The organism is Thioalkalivibrio sp. ALE17, from assembly GCF_000425605.1.
Classification (GTDB): domain Bacteria; phylum Pseudomonadota; class Gammaproteobacteria; order Ectothiorhodospirales; family Ectothiorhodospiraceae; genus Thioalkalivibrio.
Genome location: NZ_AUDT01000003.1, coordinates 246,586 through 259,067, shown reverse-complemented (window position 1 = coordinate 259,067; position 12,482 = coordinate 246,586). Strand labels below are relative to the sequence as shown.

Sequence of the window (12,482 nt, the reverse complement as noted above, 5' to 3'; positions counted from 1 at the left end):
CGGCATGCGGATCATCCCGGCATGCGCAAACTTCTGCAGAAATGGCTGGCCCCACGCGACCCACTGGAGTCCGCCGCCCAGGCGGTGGACCACGGCCGCAGCGGCATCGAGACCGTACTGGGCCTCCCGCACCGGCTGTCGGTACCGCTGCTGCGCCGCCACTTCGGCGACGATGCCGAACCCTCCGACGAAGCCTTCCGCGAGACCGGCCGCGATGGACACTGGAGGCTGCCGCCGCCCGCCCCCGAGTTCGAGGTGCACCTGTTCGGCGATACCGAAGGCCGCCTGACGCTGGGCACCATCCGCGGGCGCGGCCCGTACACCGGGCTGGTAGTCTTCAGCGAATGGTCACCGGATCACCCGGCCCACGTCTGGCAGCTGCGGGTGGAAGAACCTGCCGGCGAAGCCGCCCAGGCCCTGCACGATCACCTCCTGGACCCGAACCGCGCCCCCGAATAGCCCCCATCGCCGCACACCACCCCCTATAGGAGCCTGCTTGCAGGCGAACCCCCTGCCGTGAGACCCATTCGTTGGAACCAGGCCTCTACGCTGGAAAAATCCCGTCACACCCCCAACATATCCTCAAGGAAAACCGGTAACAGCAGCTCCGCGAAGCGATCGGCGCGTTCCCCCCAACACCCCAGACAGGCAGGGCGGCCACCATGACGCGAAAGCCCCAGTCCATCTCCCTGGTCCTTGGCAGCGGCGGCGCCCGCGGCTTGGCGCAGATCGGCGTGATCCGCTGGCTGGAGGAACACTCGGACTACCAGATCCGCTCCATCGCGGGCGCTTCCATGGGCGCGGTCGTCGGCGGCATCTACGCGGCCGGCCAGCTGGACGCCTACGAGGACTGGATGAAGACCTTGCGCCGCCAGGATGTCTGGCGGCTGCTGGATTTCTCCTTTCGCGGCGCCGGGCTGATTCGCGGCGAGCGCCTGATCGAAAAGCTGCGCGACATGCTCGGCGACACCGACATCGAACAGCTGCCGATCTCGTTTACCGCCGTGGCCACCGACATCGAGCGCGAACGCGAGGTCTGGCTGAATACAGGTTCCCTGTTCGACGCCATCCGGGCGTCCATTGCCATCCCCACCGTGTTCACCCCGGTGCGCCACAAGGGGCGGCTGCTGGTGGATGGTGGCCTGCTGAACCCGGTCCCGATCGCCCCGACCCTGAACGACGACACCGACATCACCCTGGCGGTCAGCCTGAATGGCCGCGTCGGCGAAGAACTGATCCGCCCCGAACGCACCGGGACTTCCGACTCGCACGTGGGCGCACCAGATAGCCGGGGCCTGCTGAATCACCGCCTGGCCGAGGCCCTGCCCGACCGGGTCGGCACCTGGCTGCAGGACTGGCAGGACAAGCTGGGCCTGGGCGAGACCGACCCCAGTCTGAGCCGCGAACAGGAGGCCCGCGCACTGGGGCTGATCGACATCGTCTCCCACTCCATCGAGGCCATGCAGGGCACCATCGCGCGCTTTCGTATCGCCGCCTACAACCCGGAGCACCTGATCGAGGTCCCGGTCAACGCCTGCGGCGTGTTCGACTTCCACCGCGCCGCCGAGATGATCGACCTCGGCTACGCACTCGCCGAGCGCAAGCTGGGCGACAAAAAGCCGTAAGCCCCTACCCCCTGTAGGAGGCCAGCCCTCTGGCCGATCCAGCGCCGGCACAACCCATCGGCCAGAGGGCTGGCCTCCTACAGCGGAAAAGAGGGAACGGCCTGCTCAGTGCTTGAAATGCACGAACAGCCGGCCGTGGTTCTTCGAGTCCTTCTCCACACGGTGGTAGCGGGCCTTGATCTCCGGCTGCTGCAGGAAACGCAGCACGCGCTTCTTCAACTGCCCGCTGCCCTTGCCGTGGATAATCTCTACCGTCTTGATGCGCTTATCGCAGGCCTGCTCGATCGCACCGTTGAGCTCGGCGTCGATCCGGCGGCCATTGCGAAAGCACTCGTGCAGATCGACCGATAACCGCGACATCGCAACAAAGCCGGGCTCAGTTCACCGTCACCACGATGCAGCGGGCAAGCTGCTGCACCTTGTGCGACACGCTGCCGGACAGCAGCCCCTGCAGGCCACCCAGCCCGCGCGAACCCATCACCACCATGTCCACGTCGTGGTACTCGGCCTGCTGCAGGATCACCTTCGCCGGAGAGCCATCCTCGATATGGTGCTCGATGTCGGTCACGCCCAGTTCGGTGAAGTATTCGTGCGCCTGCTCCACCAGCTTCCTGGCGATATCCCGCAGCACCTTTGGCGGCACCGCGGAGCCGACCGCCGCGCCGCCCATCGCCAGGGGCGGATCATCCGGGTCCGGAAGATCGGAGAGTTTTCGGATATGCGGCGGCACCTCGCCCTGCAGCAGCACGCTGACCAGCACCACTCGGGCGTGATACTTGGCCGCCAGGTCCGCGGCCACCTCCACCGCGCGCCACGCATTGGCAGAACCATCCACTGGCACCAACATGGTCTTCAATTCCATACCGCACTCCTTGGAAACGCCGCCAGGGAAACACTGATTAAGGTACACACTTGCGCTTCTCCCCCGTGGGACCCGGCCCGCTCCGGGCCGTTCAGTCGCCGACCAGACTGCCAGACTCGCCCCCCGCGCGCACCCCATTCCAGCCCCCTATACTGGGGACAACAATCCGCCCGGAATCCGCGATGACCCGCCTGTTCGAAAAGACCTACCTCAAGCCCGGCGCCGCCCCCGGCCACGGGGTCCACGCCACCGAACACCCGCACACGGGCGACGCGGTCGTCTCCGCCTGGCACTACCACCGCGAACAGCTCGTCGAACTCGACCCGCAGCGCACCCTGCGCGAGGGCGCACAACCGCACGAGGGTGGCCTGGTCTGGCTGCACCTGCAGGGCGCGCCCAGTCCGCGTCAGCTGCACGATCTGGGCGAGGCCTTCGACCTGCACCCGCTGGCGCTGGAAGATGTGCGCCACCAGGGACAGCGCCCCAAGGTGGACTTCTTCGAGGAGCAGTTGGTCGCCATCCTGCGCCAGCCGCGCCATCACAACGGCAACATCGAACTCGACCAGGTCAATGTGTTCGTGGTGAATACCCGCCTGGTCATCAGTATTCACAGCGGCGAGCATGACCCCTTCGGCCCGGTCCGCGAACGCATGCGCGGCGCCAACCGCAACTTCAATCGCCTGGGGGCCGCCTACCTCGCCTATGCCCTGATGGACACCGTCATCGACCAGGCCTTCCCGGTACTGGAGCACATCAGCGAACGCCTGGAAACGCTGGAGGAAACCGTCCTCGAACAACCCGACCGCCAAACCCTCAACGAGATCCATATCCTGCGCCGCGAACTCCTCGTGCTGCGCCGCCAGCTCTGGCCCACGCGCGACGTAATCGCCCGTCTGATGCGCGACGACATGGAGCCTTTCACCCCGGAGCTCTTCCCGTACCTGCGCGACGCCCACGACCACACGATCCAGATCATGGATCTGCTGGAGTCCTACCGCGAGATGGCCGCCACCCTGATCGAGGCCTATATGTCCGCGATCAACCAGCGCTCCAACGACGTGATGCGCGTACTCACCATCATCGCCACCATCTTCATCCCGCTGACCTTCCTGGTCGGCATCTACGGCATGAACTTCGACAACCCGGACAGCCCCTGGTCCATGCCCGAGCTCTACACCTACTACGGCTACCCCGTACTGCTCGGCTTTATGCTCGCCGTCGTCCTCGGCATGCTCTACCTCTTCCGCCGCCGCGGCTGGCTATAACGTCCCCGCCCCCAACATCGCAGCGCCGCTCTCCCCTTCCCGTCATCGCGAGGCCGCAAAGCGGCCGTGGCGATCTCCAGACCGAAACCCCGACGCGCGAACTGCCAAAAGCGATTCACAGGAAGCCATGAAGATCGGAAGGCATAACACAGGATCTTTGTTCGTTCCGCCGGAAGCCTGCCCCTGCCCTTCCGAGCATGGCCGCGCCCCAAGCGACAACCTGTTGAGAGATCACAGCTAGCACCGCGGAGCCGCGATTACGTCCAGCCGCAGACTCCGTTACGATGCCGGCAACGCAGCGGCACCGACCGAACGGAGGATCCATGGACGTCCCATCGAGCGGCACACCGGAACTGGACGAACTGACCGCCCGGGTGGAGGCCTTCGTCGCGGAACGTGACTGGGCCCAGTTCCACTCGCCCAAGAATCTGTCGATGGCGCTGGCGGGCGAGGTCGGCGAACTGATCGAACACTTCCAGTGGCTGACCCAGGAACAGTCGCGACACCTGTCCCCCGAGACCCACGAGGCGGTACGCCAGGAGATCGCGGACGTCCAGATCTACCTCCTGCTGCTGGCCCGCAAGCTCGATATCGACCTGCTGCAAGCGGCCCGCGACAAGCTGGAGATCAACATCCGCAAATACCCGGTGCACAAGGCCCGCGGCAACGCCCGCAAATACTCGGACCTGTAATCCACAGGCCGGGCCAACGATCCATTTCAGATCGCGGAAAGTATCTCCCTGGCAGGAGTCTCCACGGTTCTCTTGGCCTCAGCAAAGCCGGGGTGGGCACAGGCCTTCGGAGTGCGGGCCCTGCGGTGAGCCAGACCCGATCGCTTGCGGACTCCGACCAGAACGGGTTTCAAGCCGGGTGTTCGAACGTGAAAGAAGCCAGCCGGGCGGGGTGCCCGGCTTGGCGAGGGAGTGGGGCTTACCAGTCAGGGGCCCCTTCGTCGTCATCTTCGTCTTCGTCGTCGTCATCATCCATGGGGCCGGCGCCCGCCTCGGCACCTCCGCCCATGCTGCCGCCACCACCCGCGCCGGCTCCGCCTTGCGGCGCACCGCCGCCGGCGCCCGCGCCACCTTCGGGCGCACCCGCACCGCCTTCAGCGCCAGCACCGGCTTCAGGGGCTCCGGTATCGGCGCCCGCGCCGGCATCTCCACCCGTCTGGGCCTGCGCGGCACCGAGGCCGCCCAGCGCAAACATGGAACCCAGGACCATCGCGATCGCAGTTTTCTGGAAAGTCGACATCATGCGTTTCTCCTTCAGGATTGAATCGAATCGCAGTCAATCGATCAGGGCCGTACTGGCGTTCAATTGACTGCACCGAAGGAACAGCAAGCGGAATGCCAGAACGACATCCGGCAACGAAGGTCTCGTTTCTGCCAAACGCCGTGATCCACTTCTCGCACAGGCGCGGACACGCCATCCACCCGCAATGACGCAAAACGACACATGGGCTGGAACGACCCGGTCAGGACGCTACACCGCCGTTCTGGAGCACGAGATCACGCGTCCGCCAGAGTGGGCCGCTGACCGGAGTTTCTGCTGCAGGCCGCCTTCCGCAGCATACCCTCGATCATGCCGGCCGGAGCCCGGGACGACCTGCGGATGGCCGCAGCCCCCCGCGGGAGCTCGCGATGACGGCCAGTGAAGCACCGTCATCGCGAGGAGCGCAGCGACGTGGCGATCTCCCGGGACAGCCCGGGCGCCGGATCCGGCGGGCGTCAGGACCTACGCCGAGAGCTTCCACCCTACGCAACAAAAAAAGCGCCCGGGGAAAACCCCGGGCGCCTCTGGATCTGAACCGGGCGAACCGCCCGGCTCGGGCCGTGCTTACTGCTGGAACTGCTCCAGGTCGAAGCGGTCGGCGTTCATCACCTTGGTCCAGGCCGTGATGAAGTCCTTCACGAACTTCTCCTGGTTGTCGTCCTGGGCGTACACCTCGGCGTAGCTGCGCAGGATGGAGTTGGAACCAAACACCAGGTCGATGCGGCTGGCGGTCCACTTCACCTGGTCGCTCTGGCGGTCACGCACCTCGTACACGCCGTTGTCCGCGGGCGTCCAGGTGTTGGCCATGTCGGTCAGGTTGACGAAGAAGTCGTTGGTCAACTGGCCTTCACGGTCGGTGAACACGCCATGCTTGCTGCCACCATGGTTGGTACCCAGCACGCGCATACCGCCAATCAGCACGGTCATCTCCGGCGCGGTCAGGCCCATCAGCTGGGCGCGGTCGAGCAGCATCTCCTCCGGCTTGACCACGTAGTCCTTCTTCAGCCAGTTGCGGAAGCCATCGGCCAGCGGCTCCAGCGGTTCGAAGGAGTCGGCGTCGGTCATCTCGGCGCTGGCGTCACCCCGGCCCGGGATGAACGGCACCAGGGCATCGTGACCGGCCGCCCGGGCCGCCTGCTCGATGCCCACGCTGCCACCCAGCACGATCAGGTCGGCCACGCTCGCGCCGGTCTCGGCGGAGAGCTGCTCGTAGACCTTGAGCACGCGGGCCAGGCGCTCGGGCTCGTTGCCTTCCCAGTCCTTCTGCGGCGCCAGGCGGATGCGGGCGCCGTTGGCACCACCGCGCATATCGGAGCCACGGAAGGTACGGGCGCTGTCCCAGGCGGTCGCGACCATCTCGGCAATGCCGAGACCGCTCTCGGCAATCTTCTGCTTGGTGGCCTCCACGGAATAGTCCGTGTTGCCGGCCGGCACCGGATCCTGCCAGATCAGATCCTCCTGCGGGGCGTCCGGCCCGATGTAACGGGTCTTCGGGCCCATATCGCGGTGGATCAGCTTGAACCAGGCGCGGGCGAAGCAGTCCTTGAAGTACTCGGCGTCCTTGCGGAAGGCGTCCATGTACTTGCGGTAGACAGGGTCCATCTTCATCGCCATGTCCGCGTCAGTCATGATCGGGTTATGGCGGATGGAGGGGTCCGTGGCGTCGACCGGCTTGTCCTCGTCCTTCATGTCCACCGGTTCCCACTGCCAGGCGCCGGCGGGGCTCTTCTTGAGCTCCCACTCGTGGTCGAGCAGGGCCTCGAAATAGCCCATGTCGAACTGGGTCGGGTTCTTGGTCCAGGCGCCTTCGATACCGGAGGTGATGGCGTTGGTGGCCTTGCCCTGCATATTGGGGTTCTTCCAGCCGAAGCCCTGCTCCTCAACATCGGCGCCTTCGGGTTCCGGCCCCAGCGCGCCGGCATCGCCGTTGCCGTGGCACTTGCCCACGGTGTGACCGCCGGCGGTCAGCGCCGCGGTCTCCTCGTCGTTCATCGCCATGCGGGCGAAGGTCTCGCGGACCTGCTCGCCGGTCTTCAGCGGGTCGGGCTTGCCGTTGACGCCTTCCGGGTTCACATAGATCAGGCCCATCTGCACGGCCGCCAGCGGGTTCTCCATGGTGTCGGGCTTCTCGACGTCGCCGTAGCGCTCGTCGGAGGGCGCCAGCCACTCCTTCTCCGCGCCCCAGTAGGTGTCCTTCTCGGGGTGCCAGATATCCTCGCGGCCGAAGGAAAAGCCGAAGGTCTTCAGGCCCATGTTCTCGTAGGCCACATTACCGGCCAGGATGATCAGGTCGGCCCAGCTGATCTTGTTGCCGTACTTCTTCTTGAGCGGCCACAGCAGGCGGCGCGCCTTGTCCAGGCTGGCGTTGTCCGGCCAGCTGTTGATCGGCGCGAAGCGCTGGTTGCCGGTGCCGCCGCCACCCCGGCCATCGGCGATCCGGTAGGTACCCGCCGCGTGCCAGGACATGCGGATCATCAGCCCGCCGTAGTGTCCCCAGTCGGCCGGCCACCACGCCTGGCTCTCGGTCAGCAGCGCGTGCATGTCCTTTTTCAGGGCCTCGAAGTCGAGCTTCTTCACCTCTTCCCGGTAGTCGAAGTCCTCGCCCATCGGGTTCGTCTTGCGGTCATGCTGATGCAGGATGTCCAGATTCAGCGATTCCGGCCACCAGTCCATCACCGAGTGACCAGCGGCCGTCTCGCCGCCGTGCATGACCGGGCATTTGCCCATGTTCTGATGCTCACCCATATCCTTCTCCTTGTTCGCTGCGTAGAGCGTGTTCGTGTTCGGGAAGCCACTATCCTTTCGTGATGGCCGGCTTCCGTGGGGGACCGCACGCCTTCTCCGCCTCTTCCCGGCTGCAGCCGGAGAACGGCGTGCTGTTTGTGTATGCCTGAAGGTAGGCCGCCCGAGTCATTGGTGCAAGTTGAGATTCACCATGATCGGGATAGCCCATCACTATCGCTCCACGGGCGAATGCACGGCGCGTGCGGCTACAGGATGCTCTCGATCGCGCGGCGCAGCTCGGCGGAGCCGGGGCCCGCCTGGCTGGGGAAATGCGCGACCACCCGACCCTCCCGGTCCACCACATACTTGTAGAAGTTCCAGCGCGGGGCGTCGGCCTGGCGCGCCAGCTCGCGGAAGATCGGATGGGCATCCGCGCCGCGCACGCCAATCGGCCTGAACATGTCGAAGGTGACGCCAAAGTTCTCGAAGCACACCCGGGCGGTCTCGGCCTCGTCGTCGGCCTCCTGATTGAAGTCATGGGAAGGGAAGCCGACCACCTTCAGCCCCCGGTCCCGGTAGTCGCGGTGCAACTGTTCCAGACCGCCGAACTGGTCGGTGTAACCGCAATGGCTGGCCGTGTTGATGATCAGCAGCGGCTGCCCCTGGAAACGCTCCTGCAGGTTCACGACCTCCGAGGAATGCAGCCGCCCCAGCTCGTGCTGGAACAGGGCCTCCCGGTCCGGTTCGGCGGCGCTCGCGACGGCCACCGGCAACACCAGCAACAGGGAAGCAAACAGGCGCGCAAAACGGGACATGGCGGATCTCCACAGGGGCGTGAGCTTCTGACCATCACGACCGCACGGGGTTCTTTCTTCGCTCGGCCACGACGGACGGGGCCGGGGTCCCGCCGGGTTCGCCCCGATATGGGGGGCAGCCCCGGAATTCCGCGCCCTGGCCTGGCGGCTGCGTGACGCGCACCTTCGTGCCCGTATACCAAGAAGGTCCCCTCCCGATGCTTGCTCGTACTCGCCCCCTCCTGCTGCTCGCACTGATCCTGCCACTGGCGACCGGTTGCACCGCGGTGACGGTGGCGGGTGCCACCATAAACGCCGCCGTCAGCGCCACCACCGGCACCGTGCAGGCAACCGGCAAGGCCGTGGGCGCGCCGGGGCGTGCCGTCACCCCCGGCGGCAAGCAGAATCACGACACCGAGTGAGTCGGGAACCGTCACCCGCGTTCGGCGACGATTGGACGTGACAGGCAACGGGTAACCGGAAAGGCGCCGCCGCCAGGGCACCCCGATTGTCGGATGCCAGTCCTCCTGCCAGGCCCGCATGCAGCGGCCGAGCCCCCAGCTGCTTGCGCCGCACCGCCAACCCGGACCCGTACGGGGGCATCCTCGCGCCTTCAGCCGCTGGCACCACTGCTGCCGCGCGCGCACGGCAGGCCCGCCCGCCACCAGGCCAGCATCCCGCCACGAAGCTGAAGGGCCTCGTAGCCGTGGGCGCGCAGCCGGCGTACGGCGGGGATGCTGCGGTGTGCACTGAGACAGATCGCCACCACAGGGCGATCACGATCCAGCGCCAGTCCGGACAGCGCCTCGTCGGAGAAGCGCGTGATGGGAAGATGCCGCGCACCGGGGATGCGGCTGCGGCGATGTTCGACCGCGGTGCGCACATCCAGCACCTGGACCTCGGCCTTCTCCAGCGCCCGCGCCAGATCCTCGGGACAGATCTCCGGCTCTCGCCCGAACGGCCACCACTGGTTCCAGCCCATCGCGATCACCTCCTGCCCGGATGCCTGTACCCACCCCGAGGATACCGCCACCCACACCCGCGAAACGCCGTGGCCCCATCCCGTGAAAGACAATAAGGCAGGCCCCCTTTTGCAGGAGCCTGCTTGCAGGCGAAGCTCCCGCCAAAGCCAGCCGCGATCCGGGACAGATCGTCACCCCGGCTGGAGGGATTAGCACTACCAATCGGGGTATAGGCGGGAACTGCTTTGCAGCCTGTCGCAGGCCGCCTGCAGCAGGTCGATATCGAGCTTGCGGGCCAGCAGCAGGAGGTAGATCTGCACATCGGCGATCTCCTGGCGCACGGCCTCATGGGTCTCGGCGGACAGGTGCCGCGACTGCTCCTGGGTAAGCCACTGGAAGGGTTCAATCAGTTCGCCGACTTCACCCACCAGTGCCATCGACAGGTTCTTCGGCGAATTGAACTGCACCCGACCGCGCTCCTCGACGAATGCCTCCAGCTGCACGATCAACTCTTCCAGCCCCTGCGCTCCTTGCGAATACCCTTTCATCGTCTCCCCGTGGTATCGACCCTTGGGCATGCCTGCATCGTACACAAGGCCCGCATGCTCCAGTAATCACGGCCACGCGGCCCTGGCGATTGCAACCGCCGACGATTCACGTCCCACCCTCGCCATCCGGGTTTTGTTGGGCCATGCTGCAGGCTGCGACTTGCCAATGACAGGTCCCCAGCGACCGGTCGGGCGCCGCGCCCTCGAACGAAAAGGAGCTTGGCATGAACCTGGAGAAGGTGATCTTCGGCTTTTTCATCATCCTGGCGTTCACCCTGAACTTCGGGTTCTTTCTCGGCGAGATCGACAATCCGGCGCATCACAACGTATACGAGTTGTTCGCGGCCATCGTGGTGAACGTCGTGGCCACCGCCCTGAAACTGGGCGACCGGACGCAAACCGGTGCACTGCTGCTGGCCAGTTCGCTGGTGGCGGTGCTGCAGCTGTTCGCGGCCGCGGTAGTTTGGGGCTACGCCAGTCACGTGCATGCCGGAGGCATGGATGCGATGTTCATGGCCAGCATCGTTTCACTGGCGGGCGGGGCCATGGTGGCGAACCTGATCTCGGTGCTGCTGCTCATCGCGGATACGGTGGCCCTGCGCCGCTAGAAACGAAGCCGTGGCCCCCACGATCAACAAGGTGCTGTTCCTGTTCCTCCGACGCATGCGGGCGCCCCTGCTCGCGCTGACGGCGGCCTATGCGATATCGGTTCTCGGCCTGGTGCTGATACCCGGCGTAGACGACCAGGGCGAGCCCTGGCGCATGGATTTCTTTCATGCGTTCTACTTCGTCACCTACATGGCCACGACCATCGGCTTCGGCGAGATCCCCCACGCCTTTTCCGAGGCGCAGCGGATGTGGACGGTGTTCGCCGTCTACCTGTCGGTGGTGGCCTGGCTCTACGCGATCGGCAAGATCCTCGCGCTGATTCAGGACCCGGCCTTCCGTCTGGCGGTCAGTCAGCATGCGTTCGACCGCACCATCCGCAAGCTGCAGCGACCGTTTCATATCATCTGCGGGTATGGCGACACCGGCGCTCTGGTGGTGCGTTCGCTGCTCGGGCGCAATGGCTTCACGGTGGTCATCGACCAGAATCCGGACCGTATCAACGAGCTGGTACTGGAGGATTATCCGCTGCAGATCCCCGGCCTGTGCGCGGATGCCAGTGTGGCCAACCGTCTGCTGGAAGCCGGGCTGCTCAACCCCCACTGCCAGGGAGTGGTGGCACTCACCAGCGACGATTCGGTGAACCTGCGTATCGCGATTGCCGCCAAACTCCTGAACCCGGACCGGCCCGTGATCTGCCGTGCCGAGAGCCATGACACGGAGAAGAACATGGCCTCGTTCGGGACCGACCAGATCATCAACCCCTTCGACATCTTCGGCCAACGGCTGACCCTGGCGCTGCACTCCCCCGCGCACCACCTGCTTCACGAGTGGCTGGGCAGCATCCCCGGGAGCCCGCTGCCGATGCCGATCGATCCGCCCTGCGGTCGCTGGATCCTGTGCGGCTTCGGCCGCTTCGGCAAGGCCGTCCATGCCGGGCTCACGCAGGAAGGCGTGGAGGTGACTCTGATCGACACCGATCCCGAGGGTGCGGACTGCCCGCCGGACTGCATCAAGGGGCGTGGCACCGAGGCGGACACCCTGCAACAGGCCGGCATCGAGAGCGCCTCGGGCATCGTGGCCGGCACCGAGCGCGACGACTACAACCTGTCCATCGTGATGACCGCGCGCGAACTAAACCCGGACCTCTTCATGGTGGGGCGGCAGAACCACGAGCGTAATTCGCTGCTGTTCGGAGCTGCGGACCTGCCAATGGTGATGCGCCACGACCGGGTCATTGCCGAGGCCATTCTGGCGCACCTGACCTCGCCGCTGTTACCGCGTTTCCTGGAACTGAGTCGCGAGCAGTCCACCGAGTGGGCCAACGAACGGGTCAGCGCCATCACGGCGGTGGTGGGTGACCGTGTACCAGCCATCTGGACCGAACAACTGGACGAGGCATCGGCCCCGGCACTCCTGCAACACTTGAAGCACGAACCAGTCACCCTGGGCCAGTTGCTGCGCGCCGATCACCCGGAACGCCAGCGCCATGCCTGCATCGTCCTGCTGCTGCGGCGCGAAGGCGGCACACCGGAGATCCCCGCACCGGACGACGATACACCCCTGCAGCCCGGCGACCACATGCTGTTCTGCGGCCGCTTCGCCAGCGCGCTGGCAATCTCCCACACTCTGCGCGACGAGCATGCCCTGCGCTATCTATTGACCGGCGAGGACAGCCCCGAAGGCTGGATCTGCCGCGCGCTGCGCTCCGCCCGCGGCCAGACCGCCTAAAGTTGTTCCGGGCTATTCCCGGGAAACTGAACCATGCCGGCCTTCGGCGGCACGCTGAACCGCCCGCTCGGCAGACCGGAAGTCCCATGATTT

14 protein-coding genes are annotated in these 12,482 nt (G+C 65.9%); 7 read left to right on the top strand and 7 right to left on the bottom strand.

The window, feature by feature from the left end; all coding sequences use genetic code 11:
• Positions 1 to 21: 21 nt before the first annotated feature.
• Together H609_RS0104520 and H609_RS0104515 are read left to right on the top strand one after the other, a co-directional pair.
• Entirely contained in the window at positions 22 to 459 is a 438-nt protein-coding gene (locus H609_RS0104520; protein ID WP_018881272.1) for a hypothetical protein, read from the top strand.
• Between the two features lie 203 nt (positions 460 to 662).
• Complete coding sequence (locus H609_RS0104515; RefSeq protein ID WP_019584008.1) at positions 663 to 1,625, top strand: patatin-like phospholipase family protein; 963 nt, start codon at positions 663 to 665, stop codon at positions 1,623 to 1,625.
• A 105-nt stretch (positions 1,626 to 1,730) separates the two neighbouring features.
• Here H609_RS0104515 and H609_RS0104510 read toward each other — a convergent pair whose 3' ends face one another.
• Together H609_RS0104510 and H609_RS0104505 are read right to left on the bottom strand one after the other, a co-directional pair.
• Entirely contained in the window at positions 1,731 to 1,985 is a 255-nt protein-coding gene (locus H609_RS0104510; RefSeq protein ID WP_018867944.1) for a Smr/MutS family protein, read from the bottom strand.
• Between the two features lie 16 nt (positions 1,986 to 2,001).
• On the bottom strand, positions 2,002 to 2,487 hold the full coding sequence (locus H609_RS0104505; RefSeq protein ID WP_018867943.1) for a universal stress protein: 486 nt from the start codon (positions 2,485 to 2,487) through the stop codon (positions 2,002 to 2,004).
• 182 nt (positions 2,488 to 2,669) lie between these two features.
• Here H609_RS0104505 and corA point away from each other — a divergent pair, with 182 nt between their 5' ends.
• Both corA and H609_RS0104495 read left to right on the top strand, forming a co-directional pair.
• The gene (gene corA / locus H609_RS0104500; protein ID WP_028484398.1) at positions 2,670 to 3,752 is read left to right on the top strand and encodes a magnesium/cobalt transporter CorA; all 1,083 of its coding nucleotides are present in this window, start codon (positions 2,670 to 2,672) and stop codon (positions 3,750 to 3,752) included.
• Positions 3,753 to 4,075: 323 nt separating this feature from the next.
• A complete protein-coding gene (locus H609_RS0104495) occupies positions 4,076 to 4,444 on the top strand; it encodes a nucleotide pyrophosphohydrolase (RefSeq protein WP_018867941.1) in 369 nt (122 codons plus the stop codon).
• Between the two features lie 238 nt (positions 4,445 to 4,682).
• Here the strand turns inward: H609_RS0104495 and H609_RS14365 are convergent, their stop codons facing one another.
• The 3 genes from H609_RS14365 to H609_RS0104470 all read right to left on the bottom strand — a co-directional run bounded on the left by H609_RS14365 (position 4,683) and on the right by H609_RS0104470 (position 8,563).
• Positions 4,683 to 5,006, bottom strand: a complete 324-nt coding sequence (locus H609_RS14365) for a hypothetical protein (RefSeq protein WP_018867940.1) — start codon at positions 5,004 to 5,006, stop codon at positions 4,683 to 4,685.
• A gap of 582 nt (positions 5,007 to 5,588) precedes the next feature.
• Positions 5,589 to 7,769 (bottom strand): catalase/peroxidase HPI, encoded by a 2,181-nt coding sequence (gene katG, locus H609_RS0104480; RefSeq protein WP_028484397.1) that lies wholly within the window; start codon positions 7,767 to 7,769, stop codon positions 5,589 to 5,591.
• 245 nt (positions 7,770 to 8,014) lie between these two features.
• Positions 8,015 to 8,563: a glutathione peroxidase gene (locus tag H609_RS0104470; RefSeq protein ID WP_028484396.1), complete on the bottom strand. Its 549-nt coding sequence runs from the start codon at positions 8,561 to 8,563 to the stop codon at positions 8,015 to 8,017.
• A gap of 197 nt (positions 8,564 to 8,760) precedes the next feature.
• Here H609_RS0104470 and H609_RS0104465 point away from each other — a divergent pair, with 197 nt between their 5' ends.
• Positions 8,761 to 8,964 (top strand): hypothetical protein, encoded by a 204-nt coding sequence (locus H609_RS0104465; RefSeq protein WP_026332084.1) that lies wholly within the window; start codon positions 8,761 to 8,763, stop codon positions 8,962 to 8,964.
• Between the two features lie 191 nt (positions 8,965 to 9,155).
• Here H609_RS0104465 and H609_RS0104460 read toward each other — a convergent pair whose 3' ends face one another.
• Both H609_RS0104460 and H609_RS0104455 read right to left on the bottom strand, forming a co-directional pair.
• Complete coding sequence (locus H609_RS0104460; protein WP_019584013.1) at positions 9,156 to 9,524, bottom strand: rhodanese-like domain-containing protein; 369 nt, start codon at positions 9,522 to 9,524, stop codon at positions 9,156 to 9,158.
• A 195-nt stretch (positions 9,525 to 9,719) separates the two neighbouring features.
• Positions 9,720 to 10,052, bottom strand: coding sequence for a nucleotide pyrophosphohydrolase (locus H609_RS0104455; protein ID WP_026332085.1), 333 nt, complete (start codon positions 10,050 to 10,052; stop codon positions 9,720 to 9,722).
• A gap of 224 nt (positions 10,053 to 10,276) precedes the next feature.
• On the opposite strand from H609_RS0104455, the gene H609_RS0104450 reads away from it, so the two are divergent.
• Both H609_RS0104450 and H609_RS0104445 read left to right on the top strand, forming a co-directional pair.
• Positions 10,277 to 10,660 (top strand): DUF6394 family protein, encoded by a 384-nt coding sequence (locus tag H609_RS0104450; protein ID WP_018876429.1) that lies wholly within the window; start codon positions 10,277 to 10,279, stop codon positions 10,658 to 10,660.
• A 10-nt stretch (positions 10,661 to 10,670) separates the two neighbouring features.
• Positions 10,671 to 12,389 (top strand): TrkA family potassium uptake protein, encoded by a 1,719-nt coding sequence (locus tag H609_RS0104445; protein WP_018876430.1) that lies wholly within the window; start codon positions 10,671 to 10,673, stop codon positions 12,387 to 12,389.
• Positions 12,390 to 12,482: the final 93 nt, after the last annotated feature.

Excerpts from the sequence above, each read along its gene's own strand:
- H609_RS0104520 (WP_018881272.1), top strand. The coding sequence starts at position 22 with ATGCGCAAACTTCTGCAGAAATGGCTGGCCCCACGCGACCCACTGGAG.
- H609_RS0104515 (WP_019584008.1), top strand. The coding sequence starts at position 663 with ATGACGCGAAAGCCCCAGTCCATCTCCCTGGTCCTTGGCAGCGGCGGC.
- H609_RS0104510 (WP_018867944.1), bottom strand. The coding sequence starts at position 1,985 with ATGTCGCGGTTATCGGTCGATCTGCACGAGTGCTTTCGCAATGGCCGC.
- H609_RS0104505 (WP_018867943.1), bottom strand. The coding sequence starts at position 2,487 with ATGGAATTGAAGACCATGTTGGTGCCAGTGGATGGTTCTGCCAATGCG.
- corA (WP_028484398.1), top strand. The coding sequence starts at position 2,670 with ATGACCCGCCTGTTCGAAAAGACCTACCTCAAGCCCGGCGCCGCCCCC.
- H609_RS0104495 (WP_018867941.1), top strand. The coding sequence starts at position 4,076 with ATGGACGTCCCATCGAGCGGCACACCGGAACTGGACGAACTGACCGCC.
- H609_RS14365 (WP_018867940.1), bottom strand. The coding sequence starts at position 5,006 with ATGATGTCGACTTTCCAGAAAACTGCGATCGCGATGGTCCTGGGTTCC.
- katG (WP_028484397.1), bottom strand. The coding sequence starts at position 7,769 with ATGGGTGAGCATCAGAACATGGGCAAATGCCCGGTCATGCACGGCGGC.
- H609_RS0104470 (WP_028484396.1), bottom strand. The coding sequence starts at position 8,563 with ATGTCCCGTTTTGCGCGCCTGTTTGCTTCCCTGTTGCTGGTGTTGCCG.
- H609_RS0104465 (WP_026332084.1), top strand. The coding sequence starts at position 8,761 with ATGCTTGCTCGTACTCGCCCCCTCCTGCTGCTCGCACTGATCCTGCCA.
- H609_RS0104460 (WP_019584013.1), bottom strand. The coding sequence starts at position 9,524 with ATGGGCTGGAACCAGTGGTGGCCGTTCGGGCGAGAGCCGGAGATCTGT.
- H609_RS0104455 (WP_026332085.1), bottom strand. The coding sequence starts at position 10,052 with ATGAAAGGGTATTCGCAAGGAGCGCAGGGGCTGGAAGAGTTGATCGTG.
- H609_RS0104450 (WP_018876429.1), top strand. The coding sequence starts at position 10,277 with ATGAACCTGGAGAAGGTGATCTTCGGCTTTTTCATCATCCTGGCGTTC.